This window comes from Sphingobacterium sp. KH_072 (assembly GCF_057837975.1).
Map to the genome: position 1 here is coordinate 1764567 of NZ_CM174457.1, position 24377 is coordinate 1788943.

General features: G+C 45.2%; 19 protein-coding genes. 5 read left to right on the forward strand and 14 right to left on the reverse strand.

Going from position 1 to position 24377, the window contains the following annotated elements; all coding sequences use genetic code 11:
• Positions 1-4 precede the first annotated feature (4 nt).
• The 4 genes from AC3IRT_RS08285 to AC3IRT_RS08300 all read left to right on the forward strand — a co-directional run bounded on the left by AC3IRT_RS08285 (position 5) and on the right by AC3IRT_RS08300 (position 7380).
• Complete coding sequence (locus tag AC3IRT_RS08285) at positions 5-1144, forward strand: efflux RND transporter periplasmic adaptor subunit (protein WP_489395915.1); 1140 nt, start codon at positions 5-7, stop codon at positions 1142-1144.
• An 18-nt stretch (positions 1145-1162) separates the two neighbouring features.
• Positions 1163-4333, forward strand: coding sequence for an efflux RND transporter permease subunit (locus AC3IRT_RS08290; RefSeq protein WP_489395916.1), 3171 nt, complete (start codon positions 1163-1165; stop codon positions 4331-4333).
• Between the two features lie 855 nt (positions 4334-5188).
• Positions 5189-6904: a thiamine pyrophosphate-dependent enzyme gene (locus tag AC3IRT_RS08295; protein ID WP_489395917.1), complete on the forward strand. Its 1716-nt coding sequence runs from the start codon at positions 5189-5191 to the stop codon at positions 6902-6904.
• 14 nt (positions 6905-6918) lie between these two features.
• The gene (locus tag AC3IRT_RS08300; RefSeq protein WP_489395918.1) at positions 6919-7380 is read left to right on the forward strand and encodes an MEKHLA domain-containing protein; all 462 of its coding nucleotides are present in this window, start codon (positions 6919-6921) and stop codon (positions 7378-7380) included.
• Between the two features lie 747 nt (positions 7381-8127).
• Here AC3IRT_RS08300 and AC3IRT_RS08305 read toward each other — a convergent pair.
• The 3 genes from AC3IRT_RS08305 to AC3IRT_RS08315 are packed head-to-tail and all read right to left on the reverse strand — an operon-like array spanning position 8128 to position 11545.
• Positions 8128-10368 (reverse strand): xanthine dehydrogenase family protein molybdopterin-binding subunit, encoded by a 2241-nt coding sequence (locus AC3IRT_RS08305; RefSeq protein WP_489395919.1) that lies wholly within the window; start codon positions 10366-10368, stop codon positions 8128-8130.
• A gap of 27 nt (positions 10369-10395) precedes the next feature.
• A complete protein-coding gene (locus AC3IRT_RS08310; RefSeq protein WP_489395920.1) occupies positions 10396-11043 on the reverse strand; it encodes a hypothetical protein in 648 nt (215 codons plus the stop codon).
• Complete coding sequence (locus AC3IRT_RS08315) at positions 11036-11545, reverse strand: (2Fe-2S)-binding protein (RefSeq protein WP_489395921.1); 510 nt, start codon at positions 11543-11545, stop codon at positions 11036-11038. The genes AC3IRT_RS08310 and AC3IRT_RS08315 overlap by 8 nt, the downstream gene beginning before the upstream one ends.
• A gap of 181 nt (positions 11546-11726) precedes the next feature.
• Here AC3IRT_RS08315 and AC3IRT_RS08320 point away from each other — a divergent pair, with 181 nt between their 5' ends.
• Positions 11727-12863 (forward strand): cysteine desulfurase family protein, encoded by a 1137-nt coding sequence (locus AC3IRT_RS08320; RefSeq protein ID WP_489395922.1) that lies wholly within the window; start codon positions 11727-11729, stop codon positions 12861-12863.
• Here the strand turns inward: AC3IRT_RS08320 and AC3IRT_RS08325 are convergent.
• The 11 genes from AC3IRT_RS08325 to AC3IRT_RS08375 all read right to left on the reverse strand — a co-directional run bounded on the left by AC3IRT_RS08325 (position 12850) and on the right by AC3IRT_RS08375 (position 24294).
• Positions 12850-15075, reverse strand: coding sequence for a xanthine dehydrogenase family protein molybdopterin-binding subunit (locus tag AC3IRT_RS08325; protein ID WP_489395923.1), 2226 nt, complete (start codon positions 15073-15075; stop codon positions 12850-12852). The two genes, AC3IRT_RS08320 and AC3IRT_RS08325, sit on opposite strands and share 14 nt — an antisense overlap.
• A 30-nt stretch (positions 15076-15105) precedes the next feature.
• The gene (locus AC3IRT_RS08330; RefSeq protein ID WP_489395924.1) at positions 15106-16083 is read right to left on the reverse strand and encodes an FAD binding domain-containing protein; all 978 of its coding nucleotides are present in this window, start codon (positions 16081-16083) and stop codon (positions 15106-15108) included.
• Entirely contained in the window at positions 16080-16673 is a 594-nt protein-coding gene (locus tag AC3IRT_RS08335) for a (2Fe-2S)-binding protein (RefSeq protein WP_489395925.1), read from the reverse strand. The genes AC3IRT_RS08330 and AC3IRT_RS08335 overlap by 4 nt, the downstream gene beginning before the upstream one ends.
• A 230-nt stretch (positions 16674-16903) precedes the next feature.
• Positions 16904-17815, reverse strand: a complete 912-nt coding sequence (gene moaCB, locus AC3IRT_RS08340) for a bifunctional molybdenum cofactor biosynthesis protein MoaC/MoaB (RefSeq protein ID WP_489395926.1) — start codon at positions 17813-17815, stop codon at positions 16904-16906.
• A gap of 18 nt (positions 17816-17833) precedes the next feature.
• The gene (locus AC3IRT_RS08345; protein WP_489395927.1) at positions 17834-18274 is read right to left on the reverse strand and encodes a molybdenum cofactor biosynthesis protein MoaE; all 441 of its coding nucleotides are present in this window, start codon (positions 18272-18274) and stop codon (positions 17834-17836) included.
• The gene (locus AC3IRT_RS08350) at positions 18264-19373 is read right to left on the reverse strand and encodes a ThiF family adenylyltransferase (RefSeq protein WP_489395928.1); all 1110 of its coding nucleotides are present in this window, start codon (positions 19371-19373) and stop codon (positions 18264-18266) included. The genes AC3IRT_RS08345 and AC3IRT_RS08350 overlap by 11 nt, the downstream gene beginning before the upstream one ends.
• A gap of 1 nt (position 19374) precedes the next feature.
• A complete protein-coding gene (locus tag AC3IRT_RS08355; protein WP_489395929.1) occupies positions 19375-19602 on the reverse strand; it encodes a MoaD/ThiS family protein in 228 nt (75 codons plus the stop codon).
• Between the two features lie 39 nt (positions 19603-19641).
• Positions 19642-20376 (reverse strand): sulfite exporter TauE/SafE family protein, encoded by a 735-nt coding sequence (locus AC3IRT_RS08360; RefSeq protein ID WP_489395930.1) that lies wholly within the window; start codon positions 20374-20376, stop codon positions 19642-19644.
• A complete protein-coding gene (locus tag AC3IRT_RS08365; protein WP_489395931.1) occupies positions 20367-22154 on the reverse strand; it encodes an NTP transferase domain-containing protein in 1788 nt (595 codons plus the stop codon). Before AC3IRT_RS08365 ends, AC3IRT_RS08360 begins: the two co-directional genes overlap by 10 nt.
• Positions 22155-22165: 11 nt before the next feature.
• A complete protein-coding gene (gene moaA / locus AC3IRT_RS08370; RefSeq protein WP_489395932.1) occupies positions 22166-23146 on the reverse strand; it encodes a GTP 3',8-cyclase MoaA in 981 nt (326 codons plus the stop codon).
• Positions 23140-24294, reverse strand: coding sequence for an XdhC family protein (locus tag AC3IRT_RS08375; protein WP_489395933.1), 1155 nt, complete (start codon positions 24292-24294; stop codon positions 23140-23142). The genes moaA and AC3IRT_RS08375 overlap by 7 nt, the downstream gene beginning before the upstream one ends.
• Positions 24295-24377 lie beyond the last annotated feature (83 nt).

Genomic DNA, 24377 nt, shown 5'->3' on the forward strand with positions numbered 1-24377 from the left:
AACCATGAATAAGAATCATATACTTTCCGCACTTATTGTAGCATCTGGATTGTTTTTGCAGTCATGTGGCTCAGAGGATAAATCAGATAAACAACAAAAAGCAAATAGTCAGCAGCAACAAGCCATTCCCGTATCCACAACAATTGCTCAAAAAGAAATTGTCTCAGGAATAAAAACATACCCTGCTAGTGTTGTGCCAATGCAGGAAACTCAGTTGTTTGCAGAGGTAAGCGGATACATTACCCAAATTTATGTCACCGATGGAGCATCGGTATCTAAAGGCCAAGCGCTCTATGAAATAGATCACATTAGATACCAAGCTGCAGTAAACGAAGCTAAAGCAAACTTAGAGATTGCTAAGAGTACATTAGATCGCTTTAACAAGGATTTAACGCGTTATCAAAAGCTCTCCGAAAGTGATGCAATTGCTAAGCAAACATTAGACTACGCTCTGACAGATGTTAATAATCAAAAGGCGCAGATTCAATCTGCACAGGCTGCTTTAACAACCGCAGAAACCAATTTACAACGTTCGGTCATTAGGGCACCATTTAGCGGAGCCGTCGGTATCTCTCAAGTGCGCGCTGGCGCCTTAGTTAGCGCAGGTACCACATTATTGAACACTATAAGCTCCATTAATCCAATCGCTGTAGAGTTTCAAATCAGCGAGCGTGAAATCTCCGAATTTGATGCATATAAAACTGGAAAGTCTTCAACTGAGATTACCGTTACACTGCCAGGCGGTGAAAGCTATACTCAATCTGGAAAAATAGCGATCATTGATCGCGCTGTAGATCCTACAACGGGAACTATTAAAGTTCGCGCTTCATTTAATAATGCCCAAAATGCTTTACGCGCAGGCATGAATTTAACTATCAATGTGAAAAGCACATCTCAGGTTGAGCAAGTTATTATTCCATTTAAAGCTGTACAAGATCAACTTGGTGTTTATAACGTGTATGTTGTAAATGATAGTAGTATGGCCCAGACACGTCCAGTCGAGTTGGGTCTAAAAACCGGAACTAATGTAGTGGTAGAATCAGGGGTAGATGCTGGTGAACGAATAGTGGTTGATGGCGTTTTTAATGTTCGTCAAGGCGCAAAAGTTACTGAAAGCAAACCTCAAAATCAAGATTCAAATTAGCATACTAATCACATAAGAATGATATCAGAAGTATTTATAAGAAGACCCGTCACTGCTATTGTCATATCAATATTGATTATGATTATTGGTACTATATCAATACTGACGCTTCCCATAAGTCAATACCCCTCCATAGCCCCACCAACGGTGACGGTGACGGCAAACTATACGGGGGCTGACGCACAGACCGTTGAGCAAACGGTAACAACACCCATTGAAAGTCAAATAAACGGTACACCCGGCATGATTTACATGTCATCTAATAGTACCTCAAATGGGCAGTCAACCATCACGGTAACTTTTGAAGTTGGGACAGATATAGATGTTGCGACTTTAGATGTTCAAAACCGTGTTGGTATTGCAGAACCTGCATTGCCTGAGGCTGTCAGACGTTTGGGTGTTATAACAAGAAAGGCTAATACCGACATTTTAATGTTGGTTTCCTTAGTGTCGCCTGATGGCTCTAGAGATGATAAGTTCCTAGCAAACTATGCAAACCTTTATATCAAAGACGCTATTTTGCGTGTTCCAGGCGTTGGTGATGTTAATGCTTTTGGACAACCCTTTGCCATGCGTGTCTGGTTAGATGCCAATAAGCTGACAAGCTTAAAACTGAGTCCGACAGAAATTTCCACGGCGATAGCAGAGCAAAATTTACGTATGCCTGGGGGCTCTGTAGGTGCTCCCCCTTTGCAGAATTCACAGGTGTTCGAGTATCCTGTAATTACTGATTCTGATCTATCATCTGTTCAAGATTTTGAAGAAATCGTCATAAAATCAAATACTGATGGATCAATAGTCCTCCTTAAGGATGTAGCCAGAGTCGAATTGGGACAATTTAGCTATGCCACAACTACGAAAACTGATGGTATGAGATCTACAGGTATGATGGTTGCACAAACTCCCGGAGGTAATGCTGTGGAGACTGCCGAGGGAATTTATGCTTCCTTGGAGGAAATGAAAAAGTCATTCCCTCCGGGTGTTGACTATGTTGTAGGCTACGAAACAGTATCAGTTGTACACGCATCTATTGATTCGGTTATCCATACACTAGTTGAAGCACTAATATTAGTAACATTTGTCGTGTTTTTCTTTCTTCAATCCTGGAGAGCAACACTGATACCAGTTTTGGCTATCCCGGTCTCTATTGTAGGGACATTCATCTTCTTCACGATGTTTGGATTTTCCATCAATAACCTGACACTCCTAGCATTTGTTCTGGCGATCGGTATTGTGGTAGATGACGCCATTGTGGTTGTTGAAGCTGTTCAACACTACATAGATCACGAAAAGTTGGATGCCAGAGAAGCTACCGTGCGAGCCATGAAAGATATTACTGCCCCAGTAATCGCTATTGCATTAATTCTTGCAGCAGTATTCGTTCCGGTTGGATTCATTCCTGGTATGGTCGGACAATTATATCAACAGTTTGCCATAACGATTGCCGTATCGGTAATGCTTTCAGCTTTCATCGCATTATCTCTTACACCCGCACTATGTTCTTTACTTCTTAAACCTACCGCAGTTAATGAGGAGGCTAGAGGGTTGAATAAATTATTTTATAAATTTAACCTGTGGTTTGAGCGAGTAACTCTTCGCTATTCAAAGGGTGTAAAATATGCAATTCGTAGGGCTCCTTTTGCCATCATTATTCTGCTCTGCATTTTCGTTGGAACGGGCTATATGTTTACAACGAAACCAACAGGTTTTATCCCCTCAGAAGACAACGGTTCATTTTTCGCTGGTGTAACACTTCCCGAAGGCTCTGCTGCTAGCCGCACGAATGAAGTGCTAGATGAATTAGACAAGGAGTTTAGAAAAGATTACCCCGAAATAGAGCATATTACCCTAATATCTGGTATCAACATTTTAAATAGATCATACAAATCTAATGCTGCTACGCTTTTTATATCGCTCAAACCCTGGGCTGATCGCAAAAAAACGGTGGCTGATATCACAGGGGCTATAATGGGGCAGTACGCGACATATGGTAAAGCCAAAATTTTGGCCGTTACACCGCCTGCTATACCAGGTCTAGGTACATCAGGGGGATTCTCATTGATGATCCAAGATCAGCAAACTGTGGATATTAAACAATTTGAAGGCGTTGTTGGTCAATTTCTTGCCGCTGCAAATCAGCGACCTGAGATTGGAATGGCATATACACTATTTAATTCCAATTCTCCAAACTTCAAAATTTCTGTCAACAGAGAGCAGGCAAAAAAAATGTCCGTTTCGATATCATCGATTTATAGTACTATTTCTGCTTACCTAGGGTCTTCATACATCAATGATTTTACGCGCTACGGTAGAAACTTCCGTGTTGTGACACAAGCTGATAACAACTTTAGGATGAATATTGAAGATATAAATAAACTGTATGTCAACAATACCATGGGAGCACCAGTTCCTTTATCAAGCATGGTGAGTTGGGAATTGGTTCAAAATCCTTCCATCATCAATCACTTTAATATTTTTAGAAGTATTGAGGTTAGTGGTTCAGCCGCTCCAGGATACAGCTCGGGTGATGCTTTAAATGCTTTGCAAGAAGTAGCTGCACAAACGCTACCTGCTGGATATAGTTATGATTTTTCCGGTCTTTCGCTGCAAGAAAGCCAGTCTGGAAATTCCACAATTATGATCTTTGCCCTTTGTATAATCTTCGTCTTCTTACTGCTGGCATCACTGTACGAGAGTTGGTCAGTTCCCTTTTCGATTTTACTATCGGTTCCTTTGGGTATTTTTGGGGCAATATTAACATTAACGTTTATTCCAAGTCTGGATAATAATATTTATGCCCAAATTGGTTTAGTTACTATTATCGGATTGGCCGCAAAAAATGCCATTTTAATTGTCGAGTTTGCCAAAGAAAGGGTAGATATAGGTATGCCACTAATGGATGCTATTCTAGATGCCGTAAAATTAAGGCTTAGACCTATTATTATGACTTCGTTTGCATTTATCTTAGGCATTATACCCTTGATGCTTTCTTCTGGTGCAGGCGCGTACTCAAGGCAGACAATAGGCTGGACTGTTTTTGGCGGTATGTTGGCTGCTACACTACTAGCCATTTTTATCGTTCCGGTATTGTTTTATGTCATCACAAAAATCGCCTACGGTAAGAAAAAACTCGCTGAATTGGAAGAATCTTACGATGAAGAAAAGGCCAAACAATTATCATCACATTAAATTAACCAAAGTGAAGCATCCGAAATAGGTTGTGCAAACTTAGGATTTAAGTACAATCCCTGCTAATTAATTTTGGCAGGGATTTTTGTTGAAGTAAGATTTTAGGAACTTGCGTAATTCGATGCTATGGGAGTTATTTTCAAGTTGCTAGTTTACAAGTCGGCAGGACGATTATTCCAGCGCATGTATTTTGTTATACGCGCAGAAAGTATCCCATTTTTTTTGAGGTGTGGGCATTTCAACGGACGGTCTTTTTTACGTCTTGCAGTTATGGCAAAATTACCCGATCTTGGATATGTATAATAGTTCTCACCGAAAAGCTCACCTTGTTTTTAGCTGCAAATGCAAGTTTGCAAAAATAGTAATGAAATTACAAAATAAAGAACATGGTTTAAATGCGGTTTCAAGTATTTGTTGCAGGTGCATCTCGTCATTGGAGTTTGAAAAGACTCGCTGAACTTCCTCGTCTTTCCTGCTCTAGATCTGTTGAGCTTCTTTCGTAATAGTTTTCATAAGTGTTCAGTACTCAATACTAGGTTTCAAATGTCAAATTCTCCTGTGAATCATTTCTCCAATCCATCTCCGCTTGTTAATGCTATTTGATAATAATTCACTAGAGTTTTTTGAAGCCACATATTCTAAGGTAAGGATGAAAAACAGGTGATGCTAAAGTCTGATTTATAGATCACACTCCTTTTTTATATTAATTCATTATTATTAAATTTTCAATATTTTCTTTATTAAAAGATAATTAGTATTATTATATATAATATAATCATTTGCCCTCTCCCAAGGGCAACATCTACGTCGAAGAGTATCAAAGCATGAAATCACTCCACTTATACTTATACATCTATGAACACGACCAGTATCCAACAAGAACATCAATTAGTAAATTTATTATCCCAAGTAGGAATTAATCATTACGTCGGCATGACTGGCGGCGGGGTTATTCATTTGCTGAAATATCTTGATCCGATCTTTCAGCCTAGCGAGGCCAGTGGTTTCTTTACCATTAGCGAGTATGCAGCAGGATTCGTTCCATTAGGATACTACCTATCCAGTGGAAAAAGATGTGCCGCCGTAGCTACTACGGGCGCTGCTACGAAATTACTAACCTGTGGTCTTAGCGACGCCAAACTACACAATATACCAGCAGTATACATTGTGCCGACTTCCGAAAAAGAAACCTGGGGATTGAGTCCGCTGCAAGATAGCTCACCGTACGGCAGCAATATCCTAGACCAACTGCTGGCAGAACTCCCAGAAACGACCTTTCTCTTGGATAGAGACTTCGCCCCAGAAAAAGACCTCCCGAGAATACAGCGTGCCCTGACCGAGCGCCAACCAATTGCATTTGTTTTAACGAAATATACGGAGCATCTGGAATTCGACTTCTCCATGAGCCTACAAGTCAACAAACTTATTGCAGACCCTGAAACTACGCAGCTCTCATACTTCCTATCAACGTTTCGCAAAGCAATTCGTCAAAAACGACTCGTGATCCTGGTTGGTGAAGAGATGCTTCAGTATGATCACGTGCGCGAACTAACAACGGCGCTTAGTCATACGCTAAAGGCTCAAACCATTTGGAGCATCAATGGGGCGAATGCCGTAAGCCGGCAAAATGCTTATGGCTATGGCTATGTACTATTTGGTGGCAATGACAAAGCGGTAGCGCTTTTCAACAGTTTGGGTGAAGATGATGTACTCTTATTACTAGGCGCCTGCTCAGACGAGTACACCACCAATATGAGTAGAATCGGTGCATCGCATACCTTTTATCTTGGTAGTGACACGCATAAATACGGCTTGTTAGAAAATTCCAATCGACATCTCACCGATGGTAGTTATGACGAGATTCGAGGCAACATCCCCGCCATTGTCGATCACCTGCTATGCGACTCCGATCAGTCCCCCTTCGAAAACAACCCGGCAGAACCAGCTCCAGCTTCGCTTAATAATGATCCTTATGAATCTGCTCGCCCAGGATATGTAGATATGTCGGTACTCTACCGAAAATTAGATGCTTGCTGGCCAGTCAACTCCATTGCTTTCGATGATGTGTGCTTAGCGTATAAGGATCGGCAATATGTGGTACAAAGACCAAATGATCATATCGATTTTTTCTGTTTTTATCGAGGCTCGGCTATGGGTGGCGCCTTTGGAGCCGCAGTAGGCGCAAAAATGGGAGCTCCAGACAAACATGTCTTTTGTTTCACCGGCGATGGGTGCTTTCGACTGTTTTGCGGATCTATGGCAGAAGTTGCTGACTTCGGAATAGTACTTTTTGTATTGAACAATCAAGTGCTTGGAATCGTAGACCAAGGATTGGTTAAAATTTTGCCCGGCACGACAACAGCAAAGTATCATGCTAAGCTAAAGGATTTAGATTACGCACAAATCGCCGCAGGATTTGGTTGGGATTACATCGGTGTGCAACCTGATCTAGATAACCTTGACACCCTAACGCAGGCCATCCGAGCAGATCGCCAGCGATCTTTGTTAGTAGAAATTCCAGTCGATCCACAGCAGATGCTCGGTAAGAATCAACGATTAGCAAACCTCTAAAAACCTTAACAAATATGAATTTGACACTACTTAATGCGATTGATCAGAGTTTGTACAACCTGACCGGCCTTCCTCTGCCCTCACCAAAGGACTTACCTAATCGCTTTGCATGGATTCACATGCATTCAGATTATGCGCTACTTGCACACAGCCATACTGAAGAACCGGTATTTATATATGCCAATGAACTGGCGCTACAAGCTTTCAACTACGACCAGAACGAGTTTTTGGGGATGCCGTCGAAGAAGAGTGCCTCAGCGATACATCAATCCGAACGTGCACACCAGCTAGCAGGTGTAGAGAAAAGAGACATTGTATTTGGATACGAAGGAGTTCGTGTCGATAAATTGGGTCAGTCTTTCCACATTTATGATGGGATTATCTGGAACATCAAAGATGCAGCGGGGCACCCCTTAGGGCAGGCAGCACTTTTCTGGCAAGATAAATACTGCAGACCAGACTGGTACAAACTATAGCATTAAAATTGATAAAAACTACTGCCTAATCGAAAAGTCTCTTATCCGTCTTTAAGTCCCACGCAATTATGTGCTAAAACATCTATAGTCAATGACTGAATAATCACTTACAAGATTCAATTGTTCTGAACAGCTTAAGGACGAAATGATAGAGCTTGTTTTTTTATTAGTACTTTCCACAGAAGAAGTAGTAAAGTGTATCTAATATATTATAAGTAGCTGTATCGCAAATTACAAGAATAATTACGAATAGGAATCCATTATCTACGTATCATTCAAAAACCAAAGACAAAGAAGAGCATCAAAAAATGGATAAAAGATTTAGAGCAGGAACTCAGGAAGGTCAATTACAAAAAAGGTGGGCATCAAACTGTGAAGTTGATTATGGATAAACTTTTTAAAAGTATGGATGGAGGCCCAATTTTTCGGCGGATCAGTAAGGGGGTGATAAGTACCCTAAGGTTGGCGGAAAAAGTGGCGGAAGATCTGAGTTGACAAAAGATGGATTTGAACTGATGGCTACTTACAAAGGTGTGCAAAGCAGGTTTCGAACATTTTTAGAAAATGAAACAAAATTTTTAAATCATAACACCAAATAAACATGATTAGGTAAAGGCATGATCAAGAGTTTGATTATACCTAAAAGGAAGACATTCAAAACTATTTTGATATTTCGACGCAACTCCAATTATCCTCATTAGCAGCAAACCAAAAAGAATACTAATTCGAAAAAGTGACGCACGTAATTTAAGCATACCCTTTTTCGATAAAGCTGTTGATAAATGGTTGTATATAGAATCTTTTTCCGATGGCATTATATAGACCGTTGGCAATCGCCCCAAACATCGGTGGAAATAATGGTTCGCCCATCCCCGTAGGATTTTTTCCATTATCCACAAAATGTACCTCGATTTCTTTCGGGACTTCATTCATACGGATCATTCGGTAAGCACTGAAGTTGTTTTTGAGCGGTTGCCCGTTGTTGAAAAGCTGCTCTCCAAAGAGCGCATTATTCACACCATCGATGATCGCACCCTCGGCCATATTAATAGACGCATCTTTATTCACCACAATGCCGCAATCTGCTGCCGCGACAACCTTTAAAACACGGGGTTCGCCTTGCTGAATATGTAGATCTACGACGGTAGCGGCGTAGGTATTATGGCAAAAATAAGCAGCTACGCCACGCCCTACACCTTCTGGAACGGGCTGCCCCCAATTCGATTTATCGCGCACCAGCTTCAAGACTTCCATATACCGCTCGGCATCGTATTCATTCCGCTCTCCTACCGGTCGGGTGCGTGCGCGTTCCAGCAACGCTAACCGAAATGCTAAGGGATCTTGATTCATTTCAAACGCCAATTCATCCAAGAAAGATTGTTCGGCACTCGCTATGAAGTTGGAGCGAGGCGCCCGAAACGCACCGATGGTAATGTTGGACTCGATCGCCCAAGATTCTGCCAGGTAGTGATCCACCGCGCCAGCGGGGAAACGATTTTCATGCAATGGCGATTCTGGAATACCACCTGCCTTTATATGTAGCCCGATAAGTTGATTGTTTTCGTCTAAAGCGGCTCTGTAGGTAGCGCTATAGGTAGGGCGATAGATCCCGTAGGTCGCTTCGTCTTCTCGCGTATACACCAATCGGATTGGTGCTTTCACGTGCTGTGAAATCACAGCCGCCTCGACTAAATGATGTCCGTACGCGCGCAGTCCAAAGCCCCCTCCCATTCTCGCCAAACGTATTTTTACCTTTTCCTTTGGCATACCAATGCGGGTGGCGATGGTATTCACGATAAATTCTGGTGCTTGGATTGGGCCATAGATATCTGCACCATCTGCCGTGACGTTTGCAAAACAACAAACGGGCTCCATCGTATTATGCACCAGATAAGGAGCAGTATAGGTTCTTTCTATGATTTTAGCAGCGCTGCTAAATGCCGCTTCAGGATCGCCATCTCGTCTGCGAACTTCAGCTGGAGACGTAGCACTCTTTGCCATTTGTTCCAAATGCCAGCTGGTCGACTCCAAGCCTGCCGGTCGCTTCACTTTTCGTGCATTACCACCGAAAGCGCCTACGTTAAAATACCCATCTGATGCCTCCTGCCACTCCACATGGAGTTTCTTTTTGGCTTGCATCACTTGCCAAGTGCTGTCTCCAATCAGTACCACCATTTTGGCAAAACTGGTGACATCAAACGTATTCTGCTCGATATCCGCTGGCAAAGTTTCGATTACAAACACTTGACGGATGCCCGGCATGTCCTTGATCGTACGCTCATCATGTGATTTGTACTCCAATCCAAAGGCTGGCGGATGTATGATCATCGCGATCAACATTCCATCCACTTTGTAGTCACTGGTAAAGAGCGGTTTGCCCGTCAGAATACGATCTATTTCCACGTTACCATTAGAGGTGCCTATGATCTTAAAATCTTTGGGATCTTTTAGCGTCACACTTTCTGGCACCGGAACGGCTGCGGCCTGCGTAGCAGCCTCACCATACGCTATTTTTCGACCAGATTTGTGGTGATGCAATACACCGTCCGCTGTTGAGATTTCTGAGATTGGCACTTGTAGCATTCCCGCAGCAGCAGTCATCAACATATACCGCGCGGTGGCTCCTGCTTTACGGAGTGGTTCCCATGAGACGCGTATGGAATTACTCCCACCCGTGAATTGTCGCTCGTATCTTTCTGGGTAAAAATCGGCCTGCACCACTTCGACATCTTCCCACGCTACGTCCAGCTCTTCAGCCAGAATCATAGGCAAGGAAGTTTTTACATTTTGACCAAACTCTGGATTTGGATTATATAGGGTGACTCCTCCTCCTGGACTAATTTTAATATAGCTATTTAGTTCGACCGCTAGATCCTTTAAAGTGGCTGTTGCTGCCACTGCCGTAGGCCAATTGAAGCGCAACATCAATCCCCCTCCAGCGAGCAGGGCTGCCTTTAAGAATGAGCGTCTCGCAATGTTATCTTTCATCTTCTGGATGTTATTTGGTGTGTACCCCTATTCATTTTCCGACGGCGCGTAAGCGCCCGTATTGAGCCAAGTGATCCAAGCTTCTTTAAATTCAGCATGACTGAGTGGCGGCAATGTCCGACCTTCTCCCGGATTCCATCCCCACAACACCAGACTATCGTCTGCATGCGCAATCAGCGCCGCCTTGTCCTTGTTACCGTTCTGTTGCGGATCCAAGAGCTGTTTCGCCAGCTGATGGGCTGTTTTGCCTTCAAATACCATTTTCATAGCTGCTGGCGGCAAGTGCCATTCTGCATTGCCGGGAGGCATATTTAAGCCTTCTGTATTCTCTGGCTGATGGCAGTTGGTACATTTCATTGCCAAAATACCCTTCCCATCTGCACCTCGCTTTGGTGCCATGGCATGCATATGACTATCATCGCCCTGTAAGGGAACGTCTCCCGCGGGATGGCAATTCACACATCTGGGACTCATCAGTACGCTGTATACTTTTTTGAAGGCAACGACCGACTTCACGCTATCGTTAGCAACCGCAGCTTGTGGTGAATCGACGTCTCGATCAGCTACCGAAACGGAGGAAGCAGAGGCTAATAAGGTGATCACGCTAGCAAAAACTGCCGCGATGACCACCGTACGGCTGCTACAAATACGATTCAAGTTGATCTTCTTATTCATAATCTCCCGTTTTTAAGCTGTCGATAGGTGCATGCTGAGTAACTTGTTGCTTTTGTAAAGCAGCCGCTTGATGGATGGCTTTGCGGATTCGCATGTAGGTTCCGCAGCGACAAATGTTGCCCGCCATAGCGTCATCAATATCCTGATCTGTCGGGTCTGGACATTCGCGTAGCAGCACGACAGCAGACATGATCTGCCCCGAGTGGCAATAACCACATTGGGGCACATCGATCTCGCGCCAAGCTTCTTGTACGGGATGATTTCCATGTTCGGAAAGTCCTTCAATGGTGACTACTTCTTTTCCGATCGCACGTCTCATCTTGGTGACGCAAGATCGTACAGCTTCTCCATCGAGGTGTACCACGCAAGCACCACATTGTGCGACACCGCAACCGTATTTGGGTCCCGATAGACCTATACTCTCTCTCAGAAACCAAAGTAAGGGCATATTCAAATCGGAATCTACCTGATAGGATTTGCTGTTCACTATAATTGCATCCATCGTATCATTTTTTTGTTTTTCTCTCTTCTTCTCTACGATATTTCTCAAAAGGGTTTATTGAAAAACATCAGTAGTCAAATATCTTATATAATGAGCATTTGGAATGATATGTTTTACTGAAAAAACTACCATTTTTACTATTCTACCTGCTACAGCACATAATTATCTAAATTTGTAAGATATGCCCGAGAAACTTATCTATCTGGATCATAATGCAACCACTCCGGTAGATCCACGAGTGCTGGAAGCCATGATGCCTTATTTTTCGATGAATTACGCCAACCCAAGTAGTCCTCATTTAGCGGGCTTGCTGGTACAGGAAGAAGTCGAAAATGCCTGGAACTCACTAGCGAAGTCACTTGGTTGCCACCGAAACGAACTGGTATTGACGTCTGGCGCCACAGAGGCCATCAATTTGGCCATGAAAGGGATCGTAGCGCCGGAAAGAAAACAGATTATTGTGCTCGCTACAGAACATGAAGCGGTCTTAAACGTTTGTCGCTATTTGGCAGAATCGCGACAATACGAGATACGGTATATGCCCGTTCAGGCAGACGGTCGATGTGATTTGGCGGAGCTGGAACGCGCTATTTCGACAGAGACCGCGTTAGTTTGTGCGATGCTCGTGAACAATGAAACGGGAGTGATTCAAGATATCTCGGCGATAGCCGCGCTCGCTCATACACAAGAGGCGTACGTACTGTGCGATGCGACGCAGGGATTTGGAAAAGTACCGACGCACGTGGATCAAATGGGTGTAGACTTCTTAGCGCTATCCGCGCATAAATGTTATGGTCCGAAGGGTGTTGGTGCGCTTTATATTCGATCTGGAACACCTAAAATCTTCCCTCAGATTCATGGCGGAAATCAGCAATCGGGCATGCGCAGCGGCACGCTAAACGTATCAGGCCTGATCGGCTTGGCGAAAGCAGCAAATATTTGTCGTCAGGAAATGGCTGCGGATACGGAGCGTATTACCGAATTGCGCGATCTTTTAGAGCGAGGCTTATTACAGATCGATAATACCGTGGTGAACGGCAATACCACACATCGCCTGTACACGACGACCAACATCTCGTTTGTAGGAGTAAATGCGCTGCAACTGATCCGGGCTTTAGGCCCCATCGCCGTCTCCAATGGCTCTGCGTGTTCTGCTGTCACCATTACACCGTCCCACGTTCTTCTGGGAATGGGATTATCCCCAGAAGAAGCGTTGAGTACGATTCGTTTCAGTTTGGGTAGATTCACCACCTCGCAAGAGATTGAGATAGCCGTTCAAACCATTACCAAGGCTGTAAGCCAGATTAGGATGTGGTAGCCAACAATACTTTGTCGGGCGTAATCGGCAAATCGCGCAAGCGCTTCCCAGTCGCATTGTAGATGGCATTTGAAATCGCTGCTGCTGTTCCGATAATACCGACTTCGCCTAATCCCTTGGCTCCGCTTGGATTGATATTCGGGTCTGGCTTTCCAATAAAAGCCACCTCCACGATCGGCGCATCTGCATTGACCGGAAAATGGTAACCCGCTAGATCGTCTGCAATCAATCCACCCAGTTTGTGTTCTACAAACTGTTCCTCCATCAACGCCATGCCTATGCCGCCCACTGCCGCACCCGACATCTGATTGGTAGCAGCCCGTTGATTTATCACTGTTCCTCCGTCGGCAACGCATACCATACGATCAATCTTGACCTTACCGGTTTTTTGGTGCACACTCACCACACAAAAATGTGCAGCGGATGAACAGAAGGCATATTTCTTCCGCTCCTCGCCCGGCTCGGACGTTGCTTCCAGTCGTACCTCATTCAATTGGTTATCTGCCCAAAGATCTGTGTATGCTACGCTTACCTGCGCTTGGTCTCGCAAGGACAGGCTATCCGCAGAGAGCATTACCTCTTCCGCAGAAACACCGTTAAACGCAGGGTTGTTCTTCGCGGCATATTGTGCTAGTTGAAGTTTGAGCGCATTACTCACGGCTACCACTGCGCCACTAACGGACGACATACCGGTACTACCGCCTTGACTTGGTGCCGCCGGTAAGTTGGAATTCCCTAACTCGATGTGGATCTGATTTTTTGGAATACCGGTCATATCGTGCGCAATATTGAGCATACCAGTTCCCGTTCCAGTTCCGATATCTGTCATCGCTGTTTGTATCACCATATGTCCGTCGGCCGTCATACGAATCGCTGCGCTGGCCTTATTTCTTCCGGCATTCCACATACCGACCGCCATGCCATAGCCAATATGCCAATCGCCCTCGATCATGGTGCGTGGCTCGGCAGGACGTTTTTCCCAACCGATCATCTCAGCGCCTTGTGTTACACATTCTTTTAGAAAATGGGTAGACCAAGGCAACTTATTATCCGGATGATTTACCGACGCAATATTATCCAAACGAATCTGCACAGGATCTTTCTGCATGGTGTAGCACAGCTCGTCGATAGCACATTCTATCGCAAAATCACCTGTACAATCGCCTGGCCCGCGCATCCACGTAGGCGTATTCATATTTAACGGAACAGTGGCCGATTCGGCCTTTAGATTTGGAAAGTCGTATACCAACCTTGTAATGCGCGTAATACCCTCATTGAAGTTTTCATATTTGGATGTTCCATTCATCGCTTGATGATGTATGCCCAACAAACGCCCCTGCTCATCAGCACCGATGCGTATCTGTTGCCAAGAAGCCGGACGGTATCCAGTAGATACAAACATTTGCGGACGCGTCAATACTATTTTAACGGGTCGATTAACTTGTTTGGCAGCCATGACAGCGGCTAATACATGCGGCCATACGCGTAAACCCGAGCCAAAACCGCCGCCCACGTATTCGCTGATAACATGTATTTGCTCTTTCGGTATTTGGTACAAACGCGATAAAACTTGTTGCACATTGTTCACCCCTTGGTTTTTATCGTGCAGTTGCAAATGACCTTCCGAGGTCCATGCCGCAATGGTCGCATGCATCTCCATCGGATGGTGTACTTCTGCCTTGATGGAGTAAGACTGATCTACCACGTACTTCGCCTGCTTCCATGCGGCAACGCTGCCCCGTTCGTCTCCACTCTCTTGCAGCGAAATATCTCGTCTTTTTTTATCGAAGTCAATATCAAAATCGGCCTTTTCGTATTCAGCTTTCACCAATGCCGCTGCGTACAATGCATCTTCCAGCGTTTCGGCAATGACCAACGCGATGGGCTGTCCTTTGAAGTAAATTTTGTCGGTGTGAAATATGGGTAACCCAAAACCGGATTCTTTTATTTTTTCGGCGCTGGAAAATCCCGGAATAAGTGGTCTATCTAAGTGAGATAGGCAATCGATAACACCCGCCACTTGACGGGCTTGTTCCAGATCAATAGATTTAATCCGTCCGGAAGGGATGGTGCTACCCACCAACACAGCATGACAGAGGTTATCGACGGTATACTCGGCGGCGTACTTGCCTTTTCCCGTTACTTTTGCCCGTGCTTCTACCCTACCTTCGGTATCTTGTTGTTTAAGATAATATGATTCCGCCGTTTTCATGATACTCATTATTGAAAAATAAAAAATCCGTTACGCGTCTAGCGCTTCCTGCAATGCCGTTTCTATGGTGCCTTTCAGCATATCTACCTTAAACGAATTGTTGGACAATGGCTTGATGTCTTGCGCCACTAGTGCTGCTGCTTCTGCAAACACGGCATTCGTTGCTTCCTTACCAGCCAGAAATTGTTCGGCTGCCAGCCAACGCCAAGGCTTGTGCGCCACACCCCCAGATGATAGCCTGGCCGCCACAATGCGGTTACCATCTAGCTGAAGTGCCGCCGCTACGGAAACTAATGCAAAAGCATAAGAATCCCGATCGCGCATCTTTACGTAAGCTGTATGCTTGGTAAACGCGTTTTTTGCAATATGGATATGATTGATCAATGCGCCTTCAGGCAACGTATTATCTTGCTGTGGTGTTGATTCTGGTAAACGGTGAAAATCAGTAAAGAGAATAGATTGCTTTTTTCCGTTGGACTGCTGCACAACGACCGTCGCATCTAATGCTGCCAAGGCTACACATAGATCGGAAGGATGCACAGCCACGCAATGTGTACTGTAGCCGATCACGGCCGACATGCGGTTTTCACCATCATACGCACCACATCCGCTTCCCGGCTCGCGTTTGTTGCAAGGCAAGGAGGTATCGTAGAAGTAAGGGCAGCGCGTTCGCTGGAGCAAATTGCCACCGATGGATGCCATATTACGAATCTGCGGAGAAGCTCCCGCCAAGATGGCTTTGGAAACCAACGGAAATTGTGCTACGATGGTTGGGTCGATTGCGGCGGTGGTGTTGCGCACCATGGCACCGATTTCGACATCACCTCGTTTAAGCTCAATTCTATCGGATACTACTTTCGTAATATCCACAACTTCGTGTGGTACGGCAATATTCTTTTTCAGCAAATCAACCAAATTGGTTCCTCCGGCAATATATGCGCCTGTTGGCGTTTTTGAGCGAAGCGCTTCCTTGCTGTCTTTAGGTTTTATGTACTCGAATGGTCTCATGCCTTTGCTACTTTTTGAATAGATTCCACAATACCGTTGTAGGCCCCACACCGGCACAAATTACCACTCATATAGGCTTTTATTTCTTCGACCGATCCCGTATGCCCTTCTTTTACACAAGCCACAGCAGACATGATCTGCCCCGGAGTACAATAGCCACACTGAAAACCATCGCATTCAATAAATGCCTCTTGCATCGGGTGCAGATCGTCTCCTTCCGCAAGCCCTTCAATGGTAGTGACTTCTTTGCCCACAGTCATCGCCGACAGCGTAAGGCAACTGAGTGTACGTTCGCCATCGACATGCACGGTACAGGCCCCGCATTGGCCATGATCGCATCCTTTTTTCGTACCGGTAAGCTGTAGATTCTCTCTTAATAAATCTAATAAGGTAGATCTCGTATCTGCTTGCATCGTGTATGGTTTTTTGTTTACCATCACGGTCAAGTTTACGTGCTGTTTTGTAGGTACAATCAATGCCCTTACATCCCGATAAAATGAGGATACATACTTGGGAACCACCGCCAAGGCGCCCATAGCAGCAGATGCTTTAATAAAAAAGCGTCTGGAGTATGAATTCTTCTTCTCCATAATTACAATCTTCTATTATCTCTTATAGGTATGCGTAATGTTGGCTATGATCCAAACGATGCCAAACATGGTAACTTTATCTTCTCTTCTTCTGACAACAAATATGTCATTTGTTTGCGTGATCTGTTAACCCTTTTTACAGATTGTACACATCAGGCAGGTATATATCTGAAACACGTGCGTACCAACTATTGTTTTCTTAGTTTGCATATTGGGAAGGACACGTAGCACTAATGACCTCCAGCGTCCTTTACATGGAATACGTGAAATAGATGGGGAAATAATACCTGCATAAATTCACGAACGGCATTCGGAGAACCAGGAAAGGTAATTACCAACGTATCTTTTGCAAAGCCCGCTACCACGCGCGACAACATAGCCGTTTTAATCATTTGCTGCCCATACTGCCGTGCCGTCTCCGCAATTCCTGGGATCTCCTTGGTGATGAATGGACTGACTGCCTCAGGCGTGACATCCCGATCCGACAGGCCAGTACCACCGGTGAAGATCAGCAAGCGCACACCGGCCTCTTGCGATTCTTGTAATGTAGTTTGTATGGCCTGCACGTCATCCGGTACAATACGGTAACCGATCTCGCTTAATCCTTGTTCTTGGAGCAGACTGACCAAAAGATGGCCAGCAGTATCTTGCTTATCACCACGCGACACTGAATCGCTGCAAACCACCACAGCGGTTTTTATTTCATCTGGAGAAACTAGTGGCTGGTTCCCACTCTTTCCTCCCGTCTTGCTGCACAGCTTGATGGTACCAATCTCCACCTTTTTGTCAATTGGCTTCAACATGTCGTAAATCACCAGCGCGGCGACAGATGCGCCGTGCATTGCCTCGACTTCCACACCCGTTTTGTAGATCGTATGTACTTCTACCGTGATTTCAATGGCAAGACCATCGGTACTATAGCTTACAGCCGCGTATTCTACCGGTAGCGGATGACAATCAGGAATGATATCGCTGGTTTTTTTGATCGCCAGCAATGTCGCTGCGCGTGCAAATTCAAACACATTACCTTTGGGCACTCTGCCGTCTAAGACTGCTTGCACGGTTTCGGCGCTAGATGTTTCTACCCTAGCCATGGCAATGGCTTTGCGCAGGCTAAATGTTTTGTATGTTATATCAACCATGTGTGCAGGTTCTCTTAATTAAGTATTTGTTTTCCATTGACTACTGTTATCTTCAAATATCTCTTCACCCCAAATCGGCAGTTCCTTTTTGATCTGCTCGACGATATCTCGACAGGCTAGCTGAGCCTCATTTCTATGCTTGGAGGAAGCAAATACGAATAAACATAACTGGCCTGCGCGCACTTCTCCTAAGCTGTGATAGACGTGCATGCAAACCAGATTGTAGGCATTGAAAATACGTTCCCGAATCTGCTCCATTTGTGCTAATGCCATGCTTTCATAGCTGGTATATCGAATAGCACTGACTTTGCGACCTTCTACCTCATCGACACGTACTTGGCCTAAAAAGATTTCATGAGCGCCAATCTCCTGCTTCGAAGCATGTTTCTCCAAGCTATCTGCCACAAAAGAGGGCGATATCGGTCCTTGTATAAAAATATTCTTTGGTTTACTCGTCATTTTTTGTTGATTGATATGCAACCATTCCTCCTTTTAGATGGCTTATTGTTCGTTGAGCACCAAAATGGTTCATCAACCATTCGGCGGCGCGCGCACTTCGTATACCACTTTGGCAAACCAGCACAAGGTGTGCAGCCCGTAGTTCGTCTGCATTCGCCATCAGCAATTCCATCGGAATAGCGCGATGCGGCAGCGATAAGCGGGGTGCTTCACTCAACGCACGCACGTCGATGAGCAGCGTATCTGGGCGACGGGCGATCTCATCCAATTCATGCGCAGCGATCAGCGCTATGCCTTCGTTCACCGTGCCGCAGTAATGTCCGTAGTGCACCGCCTCGAAGGCTATTCGAGATTGGGGCGCATCCGGATGATGCTTTGCTTGTATCCGTACGGTGATGGATTGATAATCCAATAACCCTATAGTAAATAGTTTGTTGATCAGCGGTTCGCCGATGTCGGCCAATAGTTTGATTACTTCATTTGCTTGCAAAACACCGATTACTCCTGGCACCACGCCTAACACACCTGTTGTGGCACAGTTCGGCGCTTCTTCTGGTGCTGGAGGCATCGGAAAAAGGTCGCGATAATTGCTGCTTATGCCAGCAGAGTCGGCTACATTAAACACCGCCACTTGTCCCTCATAAGTATAGATTGCTCCATATACCAACGGTTTATGGAGTAAAACGCAGACGTCGCAAAGCATGTACCGCGTTTCAAAATTATCCGTGCAATCCAGAATAATATCATACGAAGAGAGTAAATCCCATGCGTTCTGATTGTCGAGATGAATCGCATATTCTGCTATACGGATGGTATCATTTTGGCCACGAAGTATGTCGGCGGCCACTTCTGCTTTTAGGCGGCCGACGTCAGCGGTACGATACAGTGGTTGGCGATGCAGATTGCTCAATGCTACCTTATCTGCATCTACAATGCCGATATGGCCTACTCCGGCGGCACATAAGTATTGTAATACCGGACAGCCAAGACCGCCTGCTCCAACGACCAATACACGTGCATTGGCTAACTTTCTCTGCCCTTGCATCCCGAAATCTTTGAGCGCATACTGACGTAGGTAACGAGAACTAGTATGTTCCATATTACCCTCCAGAATAAGGAGGTAACAACGCTACCACATCAGTTTCCTGCAAGGGTGTATTCTCGGTTTTCATGTTTTCGTTGATCGCCAAAATGTATTTCCGACCAGCCAGCGCAGGATAAGTCTGCTCCAGTTGTTGCACTAGATTTTGCGTATCCATTGCTTCGATGATATTTTCTTTTCCGACAATTTCGACCAATCCTCCAAAGGATAAAACTTGTATTTTCATAATTCCTCCGATTCCTTTACCTGTTGAAGTAAAACCATTTTAAACACTAGTAAACAGCAGTTTATATGCTGCCACCAAAAGCACTGTTGCCAGTACGTATTTCAATATTTCCTGATTGAATCGCTTTGATCCAAAGTAAGCTCCGAGCAATCCACCTGTAAAGGCGACGGTAATATACATCGCCATATGATTGGTGACTGTAATGCCTTGCGTCATCATGCCGCCCAGTCCGGCAAGGGAATTGACGAAAATAAATGCCGCACTGATTGCTGCCGTCTGCTTCTGATTCGTCCACTGTAGTAAGATCAATACGGGCGACAAGATAATGCCGCCTCCAATTCCGATCATACCCGATAAAAGACCGACTACCGCTCCTATTGATACGGAAATCAATACTACAGGCGGTTTCAAGTTTTCATCTGCTGTATTCTTGAAAAAGAAGAAGCGTACAATCGGTAAAATGAGCAGGATGCCCAATATTTTTTTGTAATACGCGTCTTCCATCGTCAGCATGCCGCCCAAGAATGCGAAAGGAATCGACGCTAATGCGATGGGCAAGAAGATGGGCATTTTAAAATGCCTTCCCCGATAATACTGGATAAAGGAAGTCATCGCGACAAAAAGATTCAAAATTAATGCCGTTGGCTTCATTTCCTGCGGTGCAACACCATAGAGTGCCATCAGTGCTAGGTAGCCGCTGGCGCCACCATGGCCAACCGCCGCGTACAAAAAGGCGACGATAAAGAGCAATCCGTAAAACAATTCTATATCCATGCGTGATTTGGCAATAAAATAATCTCTACCTCATCTCCTGCTACATGACCTTCTGAGTCTTCCGGCAATACCATCAAGGCATTGGAGCGGGCATACGATTGCATTCGATACGATTCTTGCGCATGTAGTGCTTGTACGCGTCCTTCGGTAAAATAAGCCTTGATAAAATGGGTCAAACCTACGGGTTTTCGATAGTCATTTGCCGCAATCGCTTTGGATTGAACGAGTGATGGTTTGCGCTGCATCATGCGATCTATAGCAGGCAACACATAGCGGTAAAAACATGTCAAAGCGGAAGACGGGTTGCCCGGCAGGCCAAACACTAATGTAGTGCCTGCATACCCAAAAAAGATCGGTTTACCGGGCTTTTGCCGTATTTTATGCACTACGGGATTCACGCCGGAGGATAGGCACGATTGTACCACGAAATCATAATCTCCAACGCTCACACCTCCCACCAGAATAAGTACATCTGCCTTAGGCAATGCATCCAATATGGATTTGCGCAGCACTGCTGGATCATCTTTCACCCGTTGCGTATCCATATTGGTCACTCCAGCCGCCTTTAATGCCGCCGACAATTGTATGGAGTTCGATTCGTATACTTCTCCAAATGCCAGCGGTTTTCCAAGGGATTGCAACTCATCGCCCGTCATCAGCAAAGCAACTCGCGGAGCGGAATACACCGCTACGTGTTCGCAGCCCATACCAGCCAGATAACCTATCGCTGCGGCAGAAAGATAGGTACCTGCGGCAACTGCCAGCTCTCCCTTTTTCACTTCTGAACCCGCAGTGCGTAGATTCGCGCCTATTGTTAGACTGTCATCTACAATTCGAATTTTTTCTTCGGATTTCTCTACACGTTCCTGCATGACCACCGTATCCGCTCCCGAAGGAACAGGCGCACCCGTAAAGACGCGCATGGCTTCCTGAGGCCCCAGAGATTGCATCAGTCCACTGCCGGCGCGCATCTCTCCCACTACCGCTAATGGTACAGCTCGATCCGCAAATGTGATCGCATAGCCATCCATGGAAGACTGCGCAAAATTGGGAATATCCAGTTTCGCATACACATCTTCGGCCAAAACGAATCCGTGAGCTGCTGCCAATGTCTGGCGAATTATGGGGAGTGGATTTACTTGCTCCAAAATTAGTTCGGAAGCTTGTTGAACGGATACCATGTATTCCATCAATTGCACTGTATCGTGTTGTGTATCTATGTCGATATGACCTTGAGAAAATGGCACAGTGGCCACATCATCTTGATATTGTTGAAGTAATCCCTTGGCACCTTTTTCATCTCCCAGTTGCGTTAGTTTCTCAAAATATTTTCGACCAAAAAGAGTTGGCACACCGATATGCGATGGATCGTCGCCATATTGGCAAGTCACGATCTCCTTATCTGACTGTTCGTAAGTTTGGTAAAGCTGAGTAAATACGGCGGTGGTTAGGAAAGGTTGATCACAGACCGAAATGATTATACTTGATAAATCTGCAGTGACATCCAGTAAATGCTGTACGCCCACGCGAAGGGATGAGCCCATGCCGACAGACCATTCTGGATTTACACAGGTGTTTACTCCAGAATCCTGCAGCTCTTGGGCAACCGCATCTTGTTGAGCCCCGAGTACGACAACGACATGCGGTGTACCTAATTTCAGCGCCTCATCCGTGACTTGACGGATCAAGCTTTTCCCTTTATGTCGTAATAGCTGCTTGGCATAACCCAAACGAGATGAGCTTCCTGCAGCTAGGATTAAGACACCTACTTTATCCATTGCATTCTCTATTAACCACCAATACGTATCATGCTTCTGTTAGACAGCTTATCTGCCTCCAAATCATTAAAATCTTGTGTCATCTGCCCTCCCAACCGAGCCTTCTTCTTGTAAATATGTGCTTTGATCAGTGGCACAGGATCTTCTCCCGCACGTAACGGCGTAAGCAGATCAACTTCGCTTTCTGAAAATAAACAATTTTTTAATCTTCCGTCAGCTGTCAACCGAATTCGATTACAACCACTACAGAATGGTTCACTCATAGAACTGATGACGGCGATAGCACCTTGATGACCAGGCATTTTGTATCGCTTGGCTGTATCATGCGGGCTACCCGGAAGTACGTGTAATTTTGGATCGATGGCCAACCTATTAAGAATTTCTGCGTGCGTGAGCACTTGATTGCTCGTCCATTTATTCCCGGCAAAAGGCATAAATTCAATGAAGCGAACCTCGATCGTATGATCTTTCGTCATGGCCGCAAAGTCGGCCAGTTCATCATCATTCAATCCCTTCATCACCACCATATTGATTTTGCAGGGAATACCTTCTTGCATCAACAAATCGATGTTGTTATAGACCCGATCAAACAAATCGCGACGGGTAATTTTGAAAAACTTGTCGCGCTGCAACGTATCCAGACTCACGTTCATACTGCTAAAATTACAGGCCCGTATTTCGGGCAATAATTCGTCAATCCGAATGCCATTAGTCGTACAGGCCAACTCCACCGGCAATTGCGCCAATCCTGCCATGATCCGGTCGGCATCTTTGCGCACGAAGGGCTCACCGCCGGTAAGTCGGATTTTATTTACACCCATTTGGATAAATTCCTGTGCAAGATGATTAATCTCCTCGGGTTGCATAAGCTGTGCGCGCGGTGCAAAGCTGTAATCCTCTTCGGGCATACAGTAAAAGCATCGCAAATTGCAATTGTCGGTTAATGATATCCGAAGATAGGTATGTTGGCGTCCGAATTGATCTACTAGCATGCATTAGTCGTTAAAATAGGTGTTTCACTATGCATCTTGGTTATGCGTTCGCGTAGCGATCGTCCAGCACGATGGCTCACAACCGCCTTGATCTCTGCCAGGATCGATAGCGCAATTTCTTCTGACGTTTCTGCACCAATATCTAGGCCTACTGGCCCGAATAAACGTTTGATATCCTCGGAACCTGATTTATTACTACCATTCGTCTCGAGCTCACTCAGCAGGCGATCAAATCGCGTGCGAGGACCTAGCAATCCAATATAAATGCTATCCGACCGTAGTAAATGAGGCAATACATCCCGGTCATAGTTATAATTATGGGTCATCAACACCGCAACCGTATACGCATCAATGGAAAGTTGGGCTACGGCATCGGGAGCCGGAAAAATCAAGACACGCTCCGCCTTTGGAAACCGACGAGCCGTAGCATGCGTAGCGCGGCCGTCAATAACGGTTACTGGCCAGTGCAATGCCGCAGCAAGCTCCACCAGTGGCTGAGCATCATTACCGGCACCAAAAATTAGCAATGCAATAGAAGGAGCAATATGCTCCAATAAAATATCATGAGAAATACCTTCGTGAATTACTTCCTTCTGATGAGAACGCTTTTCTCGGAGCACCAAGTCAATATCAAGCTGTAAAGCAGAATCCACAGCTGAAGCTTCCGGTAAGATTGTCCGCCTGTCTGCGTCATCTTTTACGAGCAAAAAAGTACCTTGTTGCTTATCACGCTGCTCCAATGCGTATTGTACAGCGATGACGGCATGCGATCGGCAATGCACCAACTCGCGCAATAATGCAATCGGATTATCATCCTGTTCAGCATTGATATATTCAAACAGGATATGCACAATACCATTGCATCCTAATTGTACGCCAAAAGCGGAATCACTATCTTTTGTCGTATCGTAGGTGATGAGCTTACTCACCTTTTGGTAAGCAGCCAATAACGCGCGATTTAAAGCATCGCCTTCTAAACAACCCCCACTTATCGCGCCCGTAATTTGTCCATCATCAGTCACTAGCATCCGCGCTCCGGGTCGCCGATAAGAAGATCCCTCAACGCGCACAACTGTAGCCAGCACGGCTTGCTTGCCTTGGCTGCTCGCCTTATCATACGCCATGACTATATCGTGTATCTCTTTCATGTTGCCAAAAATTAGTAGGGGGACTCTCTGCCAATCAACTTAATTAGGTGCTACAAAAACCATGCAATGTCTTGGTATCCGGC